Origin of the sequence: Sphingomonas sp., assembly GCF_042091075.1 — a bacterium.
Lineage (GTDB): Bacteria > Pseudomonadota > Alphaproteobacteria > Sphingomonadales > Sphingomonadaceae > Sphingomonas.
The window spans coordinates 1-15198 of record NZ_JBELIE010000074.1 but is presented as its reverse complement, the minus strand read 5'-3'; the positions used below and the strand labels follow the sequence as shown (position 1 = coordinate 15198).

At 65.5% G+C, this 15198-nt stretch carries 16 protein-coding genes and 1 tRNA gene; 12 read left to right on the top strand and 5 right to left on the bottom strand.

Annotation, left to right across the window (positions count from 1 at the left end; genetic code table 11):
* Positions 1-223 precede the first annotated feature (223 nt).
* The gene (locus ACFDSW_RS09230; protein WP_375249997.1) at positions 224-1432 is read left to right on the top strand and encodes a tetratricopeptide repeat protein; all 1209 of its coding nucleotides are present in this window, start codon (positions 224-226) and stop codon (positions 1430-1432) included.
* 168 nt (positions 1433-1600) lie between these two features.
* Positions 1601-1951, top strand: a complete 351-nt coding sequence (locus ACFDSW_RS09225; protein WP_375249996.1) for a putative quinol monooxygenase — start codon at positions 1601-1603, stop codon at positions 1949-1951.
* A 106-nt stretch (positions 1952-2057) separates the two neighbouring features.
* Here ACFDSW_RS09225 and ACFDSW_RS09220 read toward each other — a convergent pair whose 3' ends face one another.
* The 3 genes from ACFDSW_RS09220 to recJ all read right to left on the bottom strand — a co-directional run bounded on the left by ACFDSW_RS09220 (position 2058) and on the right by recJ (position 5930).
* The gene (locus ACFDSW_RS09220; protein ID WP_375249995.1) at positions 2058-3941 is read right to left on the bottom strand and encodes a DUF6538 domain-containing protein; all 1884 of its coding nucleotides are present in this window, start codon (positions 3939-3941) and stop codon (positions 2058-2060) included.
* Positions 3942-4039: 98 nt separating this feature from the next.
* Positions 4040-4114, bottom strand: a tRNA-Glu gene (locus tag ACFDSW_RS09215).
* 67 nt (positions 4115-4181) lie between these two features.
* Positions 4182-5930, bottom strand: coding sequence for a single-stranded-DNA-specific exonuclease RecJ (gene recJ, locus ACFDSW_RS09210; protein ID WP_375249994.1), 1749 nt, complete (start codon positions 5928-5930; stop codon positions 4182-4184).
* A 157-nt stretch (positions 5931-6087) separates the two neighbouring features.
* On the opposite strand from recJ, the gene ACFDSW_RS09205 reads away from it, so the two are divergent.
* The 4 genes from ACFDSW_RS09205 to ACFDSW_RS09190 all read left to right on the top strand — a co-directional run bounded on the left by ACFDSW_RS09205 (position 6088) and on the right by ACFDSW_RS09190 (position 9357).
* On the top strand, positions 6088-6420 hold the full coding sequence (locus tag ACFDSW_RS09205; RefSeq protein WP_375249993.1) for a MerC domain-containing protein: 333 nt from the start codon (positions 6088-6090) through the stop codon (positions 6418-6420).
* A gap of 60 nt (positions 6421-6480) precedes the next feature.
* Entirely contained in the window at positions 6481-6957 is a 477-nt protein-coding gene (locus ACFDSW_RS09200; RefSeq protein WP_375249992.1) for a Fur family transcriptional regulator, read from the top strand.
* A 79-nt stretch (positions 6958-7036) separates the two neighbouring features.
* The gene (dxs, locus tag ACFDSW_RS09195; RefSeq protein ID WP_375249991.1) at positions 7037-8956 is read left to right on the top strand and encodes a 1-deoxy-D-xylulose-5-phosphate synthase; all 1920 of its coding nucleotides are present in this window, start codon (positions 7037-7039) and stop codon (positions 8954-8956) included.
* On the top strand, positions 8953-9357 hold the full coding sequence (locus tag ACFDSW_RS09190; protein WP_375249990.1) for a hypothetical protein: 405 nt from the start codon (positions 8953-8955) through the stop codon (positions 9355-9357). The genes dxs and ACFDSW_RS09190 overlap by 4 nt, the downstream gene beginning before the upstream one ends.
* 100 nt (positions 9358-9457) lie before the next feature.
* Here the strand turns inward: ACFDSW_RS09190 and ACFDSW_RS09185 are convergent, their stop codons facing one another.
* The gene (locus tag ACFDSW_RS09185) at positions 9458-10120 is read right to left on the bottom strand and encodes an RBBP9/YdeN family alpha/beta hydrolase (protein WP_375249989.1); all 663 of its coding nucleotides are present in this window, start codon (positions 10118-10120) and stop codon (positions 9458-9460) included.
* Positions 10121-10350: 230 nt separating this feature from the next.
* Here ACFDSW_RS09185 and ACFDSW_RS09180 point away from each other — a divergent pair, with 230 nt between their 5' ends.
* From ACFDSW_RS09180 to ACFDSW_RS09160, 5 genes are all read left to right on the top strand, one after another.
* Positions 10351-11085 (top strand): TlyA family RNA methyltransferase, encoded by a 735-nt coding sequence (locus ACFDSW_RS09180; protein ID WP_375249988.1) that lies wholly within the window; start codon positions 10351-10353, stop codon positions 11083-11085.
* Between the two features lie 139 nt (positions 11086-11224).
* A complete protein-coding gene (locus tag ACFDSW_RS09175) occupies positions 11225-11746 on the top strand; it encodes a TspO/MBR family protein (protein WP_375249987.1) in 522 nt (173 codons plus the stop codon).
* A 28-nt stretch (positions 11747-11774) separates the two neighbouring features.
* Positions 11775-12065, top strand: a complete 291-nt coding sequence (locus tag ACFDSW_RS09170) for an accessory factor UbiK family protein (protein ID WP_375249986.1) — start codon at positions 11775-11777, stop codon at positions 12063-12065.
* A 31-nt stretch (positions 12066-12096) separates the two neighbouring features.
* Positions 12097-12603 (top strand): YbjN domain-containing protein, encoded by a 507-nt coding sequence (locus ACFDSW_RS09165; RefSeq protein ID WP_375249985.1) that lies wholly within the window; start codon positions 12097-12099, stop codon positions 12601-12603.
* Between the two features lie 8 nt (positions 12604-12611).
* Complete coding sequence (locus ACFDSW_RS09160) at positions 12612-13412, top strand: pyrroline-5-carboxylate reductase family protein (RefSeq protein WP_375249984.1); 801 nt, start codon at positions 12612-12614, stop codon at positions 13410-13412.
* Between the two features lie 47 nt (positions 13413-13459).
* On the opposite strand, the gene ACFDSW_RS09155 is transcribed toward ACFDSW_RS09160, so the two are convergent.
* Positions 13460-13948: a MarR family winged helix-turn-helix transcriptional regulator gene (locus ACFDSW_RS09155; RefSeq protein ID WP_375249983.1), complete on the bottom strand. Its 489-nt coding sequence runs from the start codon at positions 13946-13948 to the stop codon at positions 13460-13462.
* Between the two features lie 90 nt (positions 13949-14038).
* Between ACFDSW_RS09155 and ACFDSW_RS09150 the strand changes: the two genes are divergently transcribed.
* Positions 14039-15118, top strand: coding sequence for a branched-chain amino acid aminotransferase (locus ACFDSW_RS09150; RefSeq protein WP_375249982.1), 1080 nt, complete (start codon positions 14039-14041; stop codon positions 15116-15118).
* Positions 15119-15198 lie beyond the last annotated feature (80 nt).

Genomic DNA, 15198 nt, shown 5'->3' with positions numbered 1-15198 from the left:
AACAAGTCGCTCATTCCTGTCTCCTCACGGAGCCTGAATCAGATCGCTCGCCTCAAATCAATGGGTCCTGAACCTAGCTCTCGTAGGATGTTCAATATCGCGCCCATCGATTGATAGATGGAACGTAACGCGAACTTTGGCAAGAGGGATCTCGACCGCTGAACCCGCGCCGGACGAACGTCGTCATTGCACCGCCTGTGACGTTCAGCCAGCATTGCCGCGCATGTTCGACGCCGTTCCAGCCCGATATTGGTTGCTACTTCTGATCGCGATCATCGGGTTCGCCCCGGCGCGGTACGTTTATCGGCACGTGACGCGATCTCCTTCGCGACGCGACATCACGCAACCGCAGGAGGATCTGACCTGGCGGTCGCCACGCGCGCTGGCGGTGAACGTTGCGATTTTGGTCGGCTTGGCGGCGCTGGCCGTCTTCATCTTCACGCCTGCTGCCGCCGAATTTGCCCGATCTCCCAGCTTCGTGCCGATACTTATGATTGGGCTGGGTGGCTTCGCGCTCTGGTCCGTGATCAGCGGTTATATGTCGGGCACGATCGAGCCGATGGTGCGGGGTGCGAGTTGGAAGTTCGACCGCGCCGAGCAACCGAAACGATATTGGGCATCGATGAGCTGGAACGGGCTGCTCGGGATCGGCCTTCTGTTCTTCAGCGGTCAGCTACTTGTCGACGCACCGATGCAAGCCCTGCGTGACCGATGTCACGATTATGAGAACGAGCGGCCCGCGACGGATGAGCTGACTGCCTGCAACCGGCTGCTGTCCGAGCACCCCAATCAAGACCGATCAAGCGTGATCGCCGCTCGCGGTTCAGCATACTATCGCATGCGCGACTATCGGCGTGCAGGCGCCGATTACGCAACGGCGATCGGCCTCGATCCGAACGCCAGCTCCTCGCATTACAACCTCGGGCTCGTGCACGAAGCGTTGGGCGCACGAGAGAGCGCGATCGCCGACTATTCGGCAGCTGTCTCCGTCGACCCGAAGAACGCCGAGGCCTATTCGAACCGAGGTTTGATCTTTTTGGACACGGGAAGGTTCGATCAAGCGATTTCCGACTTCACCAACGCCCACGAGCTTCAGCCAGCGAATGTCGAGCCGCTTGCGAACCGTGGCCTCGCATTCGCTTGGAGCCGTGATGCCGCTCGCGCCGAACAGGATTTCGCCGCCGTCAGGACACGCGACGAATCAAACTTGGTCGTCCTGCATGGTGAAGGCGTCCTCGCGATGGCCCGCGGCGATATGGCCGGAGCCGTCCGCCTGTTCAGCGTCGCGATCGCTCGCGAAGCCGACGACGCTTGGGCTTATAGTATGCGAGCTGCCGCATATGGGCGGCTTGGCGAACATCAGAAGATGCAGGCGGATGCTGAGATTGCGGAGCGACTGCGGCGGCGCGACGGGCAGAGCAGGGGCCGCTGACATCGGACCGGTATAATAGAGCAGACCGTCCAGTATCGCCCAGAACCGGACATTCGGCCGCAGCGACGCCGTGGCCGAACCCGATCGTCGCTCGGGTTCATCAACAAATTTGGTCGACACTGCTCGGTGCCTTCTGCACGTTGCTGACGTAGACCAACGGAGGCATGGATGAGCAAGATACAGGCTGTCGCTCGCTTCAAGATCAAGCCTGGCAAAACAGGAGAGTTTAAGCGGCTTTCCGAGAATTGCATGCGGCTTGCACGGGAAAAAGACCCCGGGACGATCCGATATGACATCTTCTTGAATGACGATGAGACTGAGGCGGTCGTTTACGAGGAATATGAAAGCGCAGAGGCACACCTCGCTCACTTCGAGAACATGGGCGAAAACGCTGCCGCGATCTTTGAAATCGTGGACATGGAAGGAGAGCTGTGGGGAGATCCCAGCCCGGAATTACGGGCAGGCGTCGAGGCCCATGGCGTGAAGGTCTACTCCCCTTTTATGAGGCTGACGGATTGATCCGAAGGGCAAGGTCGCGTGTTCGCTTCCCACCAGGTGTGGTCAATCAGTGGCGTTCCATAGCGGCCGCTGATTGAAGGTAGTGTCGGCCGCTGGGATTACCGGCCTACCGCCCCAACCTCCGTCGGACGCGTTCACGCGCGCAGGCCACGACGGGGTCCCAATCCACGCTGCGGAACTCGAGCTGATCGATATCCTGCTTAAGAATGTCGATCGGCAGGCCTTGGCCGTACTTGTCGCCGGCGTCGCCGCTGGCATGGCCGGCGAGCTGATCGAGGCTCTGCTTCGCGATGCGCCGACGTCTGCCCTCGCGCTTCATCGTATGCCTTGTCGAGTAGAACGCCTTGTCACTCTCCGTGATGCCGAGTCTGCGGAGCGCTCGGTTGATTTCTGCGGAGAGCAGCCGATACCTGTCGCCGTAAGCGTCGACCCGAAGATCGTCGAACAGCCATTCCTCGCCACGACGCCGCTGGTCATCCACAAGGCTGAGGAAGCCACCTTCCAGCACGATCCAGTGCAGCGGGATGTCGCGAATAGAGCTGCGGGTCTTCTGCCGACGCGGTGCGACCGCCGGTGTCTTACCGATGCTTCTTACTCGTTTGTCGCGGCGAAAGCGCATCACCCATTCGCCCTCTTCTTCAACGATGTCGTTCGGCTTCAGTTTGCAATGCTCACCCGGCCGCGATCCGTGAAAAGGGGCCATGAACAAGATCCAGAACATCGTGTCGCTGCACGCACTAGGATCGGTCATCAGCGTCGAGCCATAGATCAGTTGCATGTCGTGGTCAGAGAAGTGATCACGCTCGTTGCCTTGCCACTTCGCACCCTCCACTTCCACTTCAGCGGCAGGGTTGTGCGTGATCCACTGACGCCTTTTCGCAACGGCAAGCATGCGGCGAACGGCGGCTAGATGCTTTCCCACTGTGGGCGGCTGCAGAGTCGGTAGGTCGTTCTCAGCTGCAATGCGCATTTGTTCGGCCAGTGGGAGACGGGCAACGTCTCTTTTTGCCCGTGACGGTAATCGCGCGACTTCTTGTAAGAAGAACTCCACCATTTCTGTCGTGATCATCGATAGAGTCGATGTTTTACACAACTCCTCGAATCGAGATAAGGCAGTCGCGAACTCATCAGCGGCCTTGTTTGGCCCAGATATGTTCTTGCCCTGCTTCCACAGCTCGAAAGCGTCCGCAAGCGTGTGGCTGATCGGCGGGGACACGGGGAGCGGTGCGGGTAGAGGTGCCGCTGTGTTCGGGAGCGGCGCTGCAGGACCGAAGAGTTCGGGCGCTCCTTCAGGCCATGACGTAAATCGGTGCGCTGTCAGGCATGATATATAGGCCGTGGCAACCGCACTATACTTATCCCGCGTCGACAGATCGATCTCGGGCACGAGATGGGGCAGGTAGCTTACGGCGAACCGTATATCTTCGAGATTGCCGCGCACTAGGAGGGATGCGGCGAGAGCCTGATAGGCTAGTCCGTCGGTCGACGTACCGTCGGTAAGCGGCGCGCGACCTTCGAGGAGTTCCGCACGCAGGCGGAACCGCTGACGCTCATCGTCACCATCAATCGCGAGAATGGCGTCGCCTTCTTCTTCGTAGAAGCCGGTGAGCGCCTCACCATCGTGCTGCTTCTCCGCCGCGCGTGCATGGTCGTTGCTCCACGAAGATCGGACGATGGTGGCGATCTTGGTCAGTTCTGACGAAACGGCAACGTCCATCGACCCGAAATACGCTGCCATGCGACTCAGCGCGCACCCCACGAGCTGATCGGCATTCCGTGCGATCTGCTCCTTGAGAATTGCCCGCAGGCGGATCACCTCCGCCTTGTAGTGCGCCGAGTACGAAGCCCTTCGCACATCTGCTATCGCGGGATCCGCGGTCTCCAGGCTCTTCTGCCAGGACGTGACGCCAGCGAGTTCTCGAACATCGCGCGGCACGTCCATGCGGAACCACAGGTTGGAAGACGTGGGTCGGCGGTGCGAGTGACTCATGCGACGCCTCATTCGTAGCACCTTTTCGTAGCACAAGGCGCCTGACGACGTATTGATTTTCGCTGACATTCGCAGATTCTCGCCACTTTCGGCGAGAATGGTGACCCCTACGGGAATCGAACCCGTGTTTCAGCCGTGAAAGGGCCGCGTCCTAACCGCTAGACGAAGGGGCCAAAAAGGCGTGGCGGGCTCTTGGCGGAAAGGGCGGCGGCGGTCAAGTCTCGTCGGTGTTCGTTCGCTTTAGTTCGCCCAGGCGGCGTCGTCGAGGTGCAGTTCCGCCGCCGGGCGACTGCCCCATTCGTCCAGCTTCGCGCGTCCGGCGAGCCACAGCCGGCGGGTCGGCCCCGCGGCGAGGAGCGCTTGGCCGAGTGCGCTGTCAGCGGCGCGGAACGCCATCGCCTTCAGGCTGCGCCCGTCGTCCCCCGCGACGATCGCGCGGACATGGCCGTTGCCGACGATGTCGACCTTGATCGCGCGCACCGGCCCGATCGCGATCCGCGGCGAGGGCCAGCCGGTGCCATAGGGACCGCCGGCCTCCAGTTCCGCGACCAGCGCAGGGGTGACGCCGCCCGGCGCGAGGACCGTGTCGACCAGCAAGGCGCGCCCTGCGAGTGCCCGCTCGACATCGTCGGCGAGGCGCGCGTCCAAATAGGCGGCAAAGGCGGGGATCTGGTCGGCGGCGATCGTCAGCCCCGCCGCCATCGCATGCCCACCGCCAGCGATCAGCAATCCCTGTTCCTTCGCGGCCAGCACTGCGGTGCCCAGATCCACGCCGCTGATCGACCGCCCCGAACCTTTGCCGATGCCTTGCTCGTCCAGCGCGATCACGATCGCCGGGCGACCGAGCTTTTCCTTCAGACGCCCGGCGACGATGCCGATCACGCCGGGATGCCAGCCGGGGCCGGCGACGACGCAGACCGCGCGATCCTGGCACAGCAGCGTTTCCGCGCCTTCCTGCACCATCGCCTCGATCGCGCGGCGTTCCTCGTTCAAACGATCCAGCTCGGTTGCCAGCGTGCGCGCTTCGGCCGGATCCTCGGTGGTCAGCAATCGTACACCCAAATCGGCGCGGCCGACCCGCCCGCCCGCATTGATGCGCGGCCCCAGTGCGAAGCCGAGATCGCTGGCGGTCGGCGCGCGGGTGAGTCGCGACGCCTCGATCAACGCCGCGATGCCGATGTTGCGGCGCTGTGCCATCACCTTCAGCCCCTGCGCGACGAAGGCGCGGTTCAGGCCGCGCAACTGCGCCACATCGGCGACGGTGCCGAGCGCGACGAGATCGAGCAGATCCAGCAGCCGTGGCTCCTCGCGGGTTGCGAAGGCACCTCGCCGTCGCAACTCACGCAGCAACGCCGCGCCGAGCAGGAAGGCGACCCCGACCGCGGCCAGATGCCCGTGAGCGGCGGCTTCCACGGCTTCGTCGCGGCGGATTGGATTGACGATGGCATGCGCGCGCGGCAGCCGGGTGGCGCATTGATGATGGTCGACGACGATCACGTCGCTGCGCGCGGCGGCGAGCGCGTCGAACGCCTGCGCGCCGCAATCGACCGTCACGATCAGCGTCGCCCCCTCCGCCGCCAACCGCTCGAGCGCGATCGCATTGGGGCCATAGCCCTCGGTCAGACGATCGGGAATATAGACGCGCGCCTCGCGCCCCAGGCGGCGCAGCAGCAGCACCAGCAGGGCCGACGAGGTCGCCCCATCGACATCGTAATCGCCGAAGATCGCGATCCGCTCATCGCGTTCGACCGCATCGGCAAGCCGTGCCGCGGCGAGATCCATGTCACGGAACACCGACGGATCGGGCATGAAGCCGCGGATCGAGGGGGTGCGATGCTCCTCCAGCGTTTCACGCGTGCAGCCCCGCGCCAGCAGCAATTGCGTCAGCAGATCGTCGGTCATCGTCATATCGCGCTGATCCGCCGCCAGCGCACGCCAGCGCCAGGGCTGGCCGAGGATGGAACGATCGACATCGAGAACGTGACGCATCCCGGCCGTGTAGCGCCGTCATGCGCCGCAATCAAAAGCACGGGCCGAAATAAACTGTCATGTGATATTGTAACATCGAGCGGATGAGCATAAGGGAGCGCGGATGGCGAACGGTCTGCCCCCTCCCGGCCCGATAGGGCGTTTGGATCGCTGGGCGATGTGGTTGTCGGCGGCGTGCGTGGTACATTGCCTCGCCACGACGTTCCTGGTGGTGGCGCTTTCCACCGCGGGCGGCCTGTTGGGCAGTCCACTCGTTCACGAAATCGGCCTGGTGCTGGCGATCGGGCTGGGCGCGATCGCGTTCGTGCGCGGCGTGCGGCGTCACCGTCGCGCGCTACCGCTGGTGCTGGGCGCGAGCGGGCTATCGTTGATGGCGAGTGCGCTGGTGGTGTCGCATGGGGCGCATCACCTGATGGAGAGTGCGCTGACGATCGTGGGGGTTTCGGTACTGGCGCTGGCTCATCTGTTTAACCGGCAAGAGCCCGCCTGAACCCGATCGCTCCCCGGGTGCTTGCCGCGCCGCTAACGGGCCCCTAGATTTACGTCCATCATGGGGCATCGGCATCAGGAACCTGAGGGCGAGGCGCTGCTGCTGGCGGCGCGGAGCACGCTGGAAGCGAGCGGCGAGCAATGGACCGCCATGCGCGAAAGCGTGTTCGCGGCGCTGTCGCGATTCGCCAAACCCGCATCGGCCTATGACATTGCGGAGGCGGTGTCGCTGGCACAGGGGCGCCGGATCGCGGCGAACAGCATCTATCGCATTCTCGACCTGTTCGTGACGGCCAATCTGGCGCAGCGCGTCGAAAGCGCGAATGCCTATGTCGTCAACGCGCATCCCGGCTGCCGGCACGATTGCATCTTCCTGGTGTGTGACCGTTGCGGCATGACGACGCATGTCGATGACGATCAGTTGACCGGCGCGCTCCGCGACGTGGCGGCGGCGTCGGGCTTCGCGCCGGTGCGGCCCGTGATCGAAGTGCGCGGCTCCTGCGCGGCTTGCCTCGAACCGCTCGGCGGGGCTGACTGACGCGCAGCAGCGTGCTTTTGTCGAGGCTTAGTTAATTGCGGTAATCGACATATTGATTCGGCGCAGCTATCCCGGTGGGATGGCTGATGCCCCCGAAACGCCCTTGCTCGACACGGTCGAAACGCCCACCGATCTGCGCCGCCTGAAGGCCGACCAGCTGCGACAGCTGGCGGACGAGTTGCGACAGGAAACGATTTCCGCGGTCGGCACGACCGGCGGGCATCTCGGCTCCGGGCTCGGCGTGGTCGAACTGACCGTCGCGATCCACTATGTGTTCGATACGCCGCGTGACCGCCTGATCTGGGACGTCGGGCACCAATGCTATCCGCACAAGATCTTGACCGGGCGGCGCGATCGTATCCGCACGCTGCGGCAGGGCGGGGGGCTGTCCGGCTTCACGAAGCGCAGCGAGAGCGAATATGATCCGTTCGGCGCGGCGCATAGTTCGACCTCGATCAGCGCGGCGCTCGGCTTTGCCACCGCCAACAAGCTGAGCGGGGCGCCCGGCAAGGCGATCGCGGTGATCGGCGACGGCGCGATGTCGGCGGGCATGGCCTATGAGGCGATGAACAATGCCGAGGCGGCGGGCAACCGGCTGGTCGTGATCCTCAACGACAACGACATGTCGATCGCGCCGCCGGTCGGTGGTCTGTCCGCCTATCTGTCGCGGATCGTATCGAGCCGCGAGTTTCTGGGCGTGCGCGAACTGATGCGCAAGTTCGCGCGTCGCCTGCCGCGGCCGTTCCACACCGCGGCGCGCAAGACCGACGAATATGCCCGCGGCATGACGATGGGCGGCACGCTGTTCGAGGAGCTTGGCTTTTATTATGTGGGGCCGATCGACGGGCATAACCTCGATCATCTGATCCCGGTGCTGGAAAACGTCCGCGATGCCGAGGAAGGACCGATCCTCGTCCATGTCGTGACGAAGAAGGGCAAGGGCTATGCCCCGGCTGAAAAGGCCGCCGACAAATATCACGGGGTGCAGAAGTTCGACGTCATCACCGGCGCGCAGGCAAAGGCGCCGCCGGGCCCGCCAGCGTACCAGAATGTGTTCGGCGAGGCGCTGAGCAAGGCGGCGGACCAGGATCGGCGCATCTGCGCGATCACCGCGGCGATGCCTTCGGGCACCGGGCTGGATCGGTTCGCCCATGCCCATCCGGAGCGATTCTTCGATGTCGGCATCGCGGAGCAGCACGCCGTTACTTTCGCGGCCGGGCTGGCGGCGCAGGGCATGCGGCCGTTCTGCGCAATCTATTCGACGTTCCTGCAGCGCGCCTACGACCAGGTCGTCCATGACGTGGCGATCCAGAATCTGCCAGTCCGTTTCGCGATCGACCGGGCGGGGCTGGTGGGCGCCGACGGCGCGACCCATGCCGGCAGTTTCGACGTCACCTATCTGGCGACGCTGCCGAACTTCGTCGTGATGGCGGCGGCGGACGAGGCCGAGCTGGTTCACATGGTCCATACTTGTGTGGAGCATGATTCGGGGCCGATCGCGGTGCGCTATCCGCGCGGCAGCGGCACCGGCGTGGCGCTGCCGGAAACGCCTCAGCGGTTGGAGATCGGCAAGGGTCGGATCGTGCGCGAGGGCAAGTCGGTGGCGATCCTGTCACTCGGCACGCGGCTGTCGGAAGCGCTGAAGGCCGCGGACGTGCTCGACGCCAAGGGCCTGTCCACCACCGTCGCCGATCTGCGCTTCGCCAAGCCGCTCGACGAGGCGCTGATCCGGCGCTTGCTGACCACGCATGAGGTGGCGGTGACGATCGAGGAGAATGCGGTCGGCGGGCTGGGCGCGCATGTGCTGACGATGGCATCGGACACGGGATTGACCGACGCCGGGCTGAAGATCCGCACGATGCGGTTGCCCGACCTGTTCCAGGATCAGGACAAGCCCGATGTGCAATATGCCGAGGCCGGGCTGGATGCGGAGGCGATCGTGAAGACGGTGCTGTCGGCGCTGCGCTACAACGAAGCCGGGGTGATCGCCCGCGCGTGACCGGCTGGCAGAAGGTTGCGGCGCTGGCGGGGCTGTACGTCGTCGCGATGCTCTACGCCAATTATGCGATGCTGCGCCGGGTGCGGGGCGCGGTGGCGGAGCGGGCGGCGTGGACGGTGGAGGACTTCGACGCGATATTCGCCAATGTTGACCCGCGTGTCGCGCCGGTGGTCCGCTCGGTATTGGTGCCGTGGTACGGCCCCGGCGTCGTGCCACGGCCGGAGGATACGCTCCGACGCTTCCTGAAGATGGATCGCGGCGATGTCGACGATACGCTTGCGGCGGCGGAGGACGCGCTGCAATTGCCGCATGCTGTGGCGACGCCGGATCTGCCCGATGTCGCGGCGCTGACACGCTATCTGGCGGCGCGGCTGGAGGAGGCCGGCGGCGCGGGCGCCTGAGCCGCTCCATGGCGCTGGTTGGAACGCCCTGCCGCGGGCCATGCGCCGCGGGCCAGCCGGGCAGGGGCGTCCTCCGGCCCTGTCCGGCGGTGCCGTGGCCTCAGATACGGACCTCGTGATGGGTCGCGCGCGGTTGTGCGAGGATCGCACGTGCGTCCCCCGGGCTGCGCGCCTCGCCATGCGGGCCGGCCGAGGCTTCGAGCACCCGGCTTAGCAAGTCGAGCCCCTCGGGCCAGTATCCAAGCCCGCTGGCCGCATTGATATGCCCATGCGGTCCGTAATCGACGAAGTGGCTGCCCCACTCGACCGCCAGGCTGTGCGCGCGCTCTATCGTCACCCACGGATCGTCGGTCGAGGCGACGACGATCGAGGGGAAGGGCAACGGCTGTTTGGGCACCGGCGCGAAGGTGGCCAGTTCGCTCGCGACATCGACGCGATCGACATCCGCCGGCGCGACCAGCAACGCCCCTGCGACCGGCCAGCCATAGGGTTGCGGACTGAGCGATGCCCACCACGCCACCGCCGCGCAGCCGAGGCTGTGCGCGACCAGGATCACCGGCGCGCGCGCCGCCGACACCGCCTGATCGATCTTCGTGACCCAGCTGTTGCGATGCGGGCGATCCCACATCCCCAGCTCGATCCGGGCGGTATCGGGGCGGTTACGCTCCCACAAAGTTTGCCAGTGCGATGGGCCGGATCCTCCCAGGCCGGGCACAGTCAATATCGTGGGCTGGACCGAAAGCTCGAACGCGGAACGTGCCATGTCGCGTCTCCTGTCGGGTCGCCGGCACGCACCGGCGAACATGAGGGGCGAGGCTGCGGCAGACGGTCTAGGGGTCGAACACGCCGCAGCCTCTGAGTCGCTTTTATATCCTACTAGATACGTGGGCAATCGTGCGACGCAGCATTTGACGCGGGAGGAGGCGCAGGCGCGACGAAGCGTGGCATGCTCCTGCGCTTGCTCTGTGGCCCGCGACTGACGATAGCGCCGCCATGGCCAAACAACGTGTCGATCAACTGCTTGTGGACCGGGGGCTCGTCGAGTCGCGTACTCGCGCGCAGGCGCTGATCATGGCGGGATTGGTGTTCGCGGGCGATCGCAAGGTCGACAAGCCTGGCCAGCCCGTTGCGGACGACGTGATTCTGGACGTGCGTGGACGTGATCACCCCTGGGTGTCGCGCGGCGGGATCAAGCTGGCGCACGGGCTGGATCATTTCGGCTGGTCCGTCGCCGATCTGGTGGCGATCGACGTCGGCTCCTCGACCGGCGGCTTTACCGACGTTCTGCTGACGCGGGGCGCGCGCCGCGTCTATGCGGTCGATAGCGGCACCAACCAGCTGGCGTGGAAGCTGCGCCAGGACGATCGTGTCGTCGTCCATGAACAGACCAGCGCGCGCATCCTGACCGCCACCCATATCCCCGAGCCGATCGACCTGGTGGTCTGCGACGCCAGCTTCATCGGGCTGGCGAAGGTATTGACGACGCCACTGTCTTTCGTCCGGGCGGGTGGGCGGGCGATGGCGCTGATCAAGCCGCAGTTCGAAGCGGGCCGGGCCGAAGTCGGCAAGGGCGGGGTGGTGCGCGACCCGGCGATCCGCGCGCGGGTATGCGATGAAGTGGCGGACTGGTTCACGCGATCCGGCTGGCGCGTCGAGGGAATGGTCGAAAGCCCGATCACCGGCCCGGAGGGGAATGTCGAATATCTGATCGCGGTGCACCGCTACTGAAACAATCATGCGCCAGAGGTTTTGCGCCATTTACCGATCGACGTGGATTGGGCACCTAGGCGAGACGATTGTTTTGAGCGTTCGTTGTCGGAGGAGATTCGGAACGTTGGGCACGGTAGCATCGAAGGGACAATTGAGGATGTCGTTCATCCGCTGGGCCGCGATCGCGGTTCCGCTGGTGCTGCTGCTGGGCTTTCTGTCGGGGCGCGCGGTGCCGTCCGGTGACGAGAACCAATGGTATATGGCCTTGACCAAGCCCGAATTGAACCCGCCCGGCTGGGTCTTCCCGGTCGTTTGGTCGATCCTGTACGTGATGATGGGGCTGGCACTGGCGCTGGTGCTCAGCGCGCGGGGCGCGCGGCTGCGCTCGCTGGCGGTGGCGCTGTTCATGGCGCAACTGGTTGCCAACCTCGTCTGGACGCCGCTGTTCTTTGGTGCGCATCGAATTTCGGCGGCGCTGCTGCTGATCATCGCCATCCTGGGGCTGACGATCCTGACGACGTTCGTCTTCGCGCAGGTGCGGCGGATCGCGGCGTGGCTGCTCGTCCCCTATATGGTCTGGCTCGGCTTCGCGGCGGTGCTCAACTGGCGGATCGGACAGTTGAACCCCGATGCCGACGGGGTTGTGCAGCCGGTCGCGGCGTCCCAGATGATCGGTTGATTCGCATAGCCGATAAGGACATCTCGACATGCAGACCGAAAATCATCTGTTCGGCGACGTCGCCAAGCTGCTGAACGGTGCCGCCGGCACGATAGCCGGTATGGGACGCGAGGCCGAGGCCGGCGCGCGCGAGCGTGTGCGCGAATGGATCGGCGGGCTCGACTTCGTCGCCCGGGACGAGTTCGACGCGGTCAAGGCGATCGCCGTTGCCGCGCGCGAGGAAGCGGACGCGCTCCGCGCGCGGGTCGAGAAGCTGGAGGCCGCGCTGGCGGCGAAGACGTCGCCCACTACCGCATCCGCGTCTGAAAACGCGGGCTGACGCCGCCGCGGCGGCATGCGATAAGGACCCTATGCTGGACCACGCCGATCACGACAGCGAGCCGGACGCGCCGCTCGACATGCTGGAGTCGTATTTTCTCGCGCATGGCTGGTCCTGCGACCGCCACGATGACGAGATCACCGCCACGGTGAAGGGCAGCTGGACCGAATATGAGCTGCGGGCGCTGTGGCGCGAAGAGGATGGGGTGTTGCAATTCCTGGCTCTTCCCGACGTGAAGGTCGCGGAGAAGGGGCGGGCGCGCATCCACGAGACATTGGCGCTGGTCAACGAACAGCTGTGGATGGGGCATTTCGAGCTGTGGTCGAACAGCGGCATCCTGCTGTATCGCAACGCCACGATGATCGATGCGCGGGATGGGGAGGCGACCATGTCGCTCGCCACCGCCGAATTGCTGATCGAATCGGCGATCGACGAATGTGAGCGTTTCTACCCGGTGTTCCAATTTGTCCTGTGGGGCGGGAAAACGCCCACCGAGGCGATCGCCGCCGCCATGGTAGAAACGCAGGGCGAGGCCTGACCCGTCCGATGCGGCTATGGATGATCGGGTGCGGCAACATGGCATCGGCGATGTTGCGCGCGTGGATCGCGGGTGGCGTGGTGGCCGGCGAGGATGTCGACGTCGTCAATCGCGGCGATCGTGCCCTGCCGCCCGGCGTGCGCCAGGCCCGGTCGCTGCCGGCGGGGCCGATGCCCGACATGGTCGTGCTGGGGATCAAGCCGCAGCAACTGGCGGAGGCGTCCGCCGTCTATGCGGCTGCCGTGGCTGACGCGCCGATCCTGTTGTCGATGCTGGCGGGTGTGGATCCGGCGACGCTCGGCGCTGCGTTTCCGGGCCCGGTGCCGATCCAGACGATGCCGAACCTGCCGGTCGAACTGGGCCGCGGCGTCGTCGCGGTTCATGCGCCCGCCGCGCCCCCTGCGGTGCGCGACGTGGTGGATCGGCTGCTCGCGCCGCTGGGGCTGGTCGAATGGTTCGACGATGCCGCGCGCTTCGATGCCGCCGGCGCGTTGTCGGGCACCGGCCCGGCGTTCCTCTTCCGGGTGATCGATGCGCTTGCCGCGGGGGGGGTGGCGATCGGTGTCCCGCCGGAGGAAGCGCTGCGGATCGCGCTGGCGACGGTCGAGGGCGCGGCGGCGATGGCGGCGGGGAGCGATCGCTCCCCTGCGACGCTGGCCGATGCGGTCGCCAGCCCCGGGGGGATGACCCGCGCCGGGCTCGACGTGCTTGACCAGGACGCGGCATTGCGCGCCCTTTTCGAGCGGACGCTTCGGGCGGTCGCGCAGCGCGGGGCCGAGATGGCGGCGGCGGCGCGCGGGGGGCAATGACGGTGCTGCGCTGATGGCGGACGCTATCGTGTCGGCACCGACGACGATTATCCGCGCAGCCCTTCCACCCGCGACATTTCCTCTGCCGGGATCAATCCCTCCAGCACCGCCCAGAAGCCGCTCACCGCATTCTGCCCGGCGCGCGAATAGGCCGCCGACAGCCGTTCGCGCAGCGCCTCGTACAGGCTTGCTTCCAGCGCGACGCCCTCGGCCGTCAGTCGCAACAGCCGCTGCCGCCGATCCCGCTCGCCCGGCCGCGTCTCCAGCAAGCCGCGCTCGATCAGCTCGTTCAGAACACGTCCCAGCGACTGTTTGGTGATCGCCAGCAGCGCCAGCAGATCGCTGACCGGCATATCGGGCTTGCGGGCGATGAAATAGAGCGCGCGGTGGTGTGCCCGGCCCAGTCCCTGCTTCGCGAGCCCGCGATCGATTGATCGCGTGATATGGCTGTTGCCGAAATAAAGTAGCTCGATTCCCCGCCGAATTTCGGATTCGCGCAGGAAAAGCGGGGAGGCGGAGGGTGTTGTGGCAGCCATGTTGACCGGCTTTGCCATCCGCCCTAGGCCTCCGCAACCCGGCAAAGGGCGGTTCGTGCCCGGGCCGCCGTGATCAGTATTGGAGGTTTCGTGAACTTCGCGTTCGAGCCGCATCCGTCCCCGGTTCCCGTCAATGAGCGAGCGGCGCGATTGATCGACCCGGGCTTTGGCCGCGTGTTCACGGATCACATGGTGGTGCTCCACTATAGCGAGGCGCGCGGCTGGCACGATGGCAGGATCACGCAGCGTGTGCCGCTGACGATGGATCCGGCATCGTCGGTGCTTCACTATGCGCAGGAGATTTTCGAGGGGCTGAAGGCGTATCGTCTCGAAGACGGCGGGCTGGCGCTGTTCCGCCCGGAGGCGAATGCGCGCCGTTTCAATGCCTCGGCGCAGCGCATGGCGATGCCTGATCTGCCCGAGGAACTGTTCCTCGAATCGGTCGAACAGATCGTCTTGACGGAGCGGGACTGGATGCCCGACATCGATGGCGGCTCGCTGTACCTGCGGCCGTTCATGATCGCGTCCGAGGCATTCCTGGGCGTCAAGCCGTCTGCCGAATATCTCTATATGGTGCTCGCATCGTCGGTCGGCGCCTATTGGAAGGGTGGCGCGCGCGCGGTGTCCCTGTGGGTCAGCCATGATTATACCCGTGCCGCGCCCGGCGGCACCGGCGCGGCGAAATGCGGCGGCAATTATGCCACCAGCCTCGTCGCGCAGCAGGAAGCGATCCGGCGCGGTTTCGATCAGGTCGTGTTCCTCGACGCGGCGGAGCGCCGCTGGATCGAGGAACTGGGCGGCATGAACATCTTCTTCGTATTCGACGACGGCTCGATCCAGACCCCGCCGCTGACCGGCACGATCCTGCCGGGCATCACGCGCGATTCGATCCTGACGATCGCGCGTGACGAAGGGCTGACGGTGCGTGAGGAACCCTATGCCATCGATCAATGGCGCGCCGACGCGGAGAGCGGTCGCCTGGTGGAGAGCTTCGCCTGCGGCACCGCCGCGGTGGTGACGCCGATCGGGCGTGCCGCGGGGCCGGATTACGACGTCACGATCGGCAGCGGTGCCACCGGCCAATTGACCGCGCGCTTCCTCGATCGCCTGACCGCTATCCAGCGCGGCCGCGCCGCCGATCCGCACCATTGGCTGCGACGTATTGGTTGAACCTTCGCCCGCGTAGCGCTAAGCGCGCGGGCTCGTTGGGGCGTCGCCAAGCGGTAAGGCAACGGTTTTTGGTACCGTCA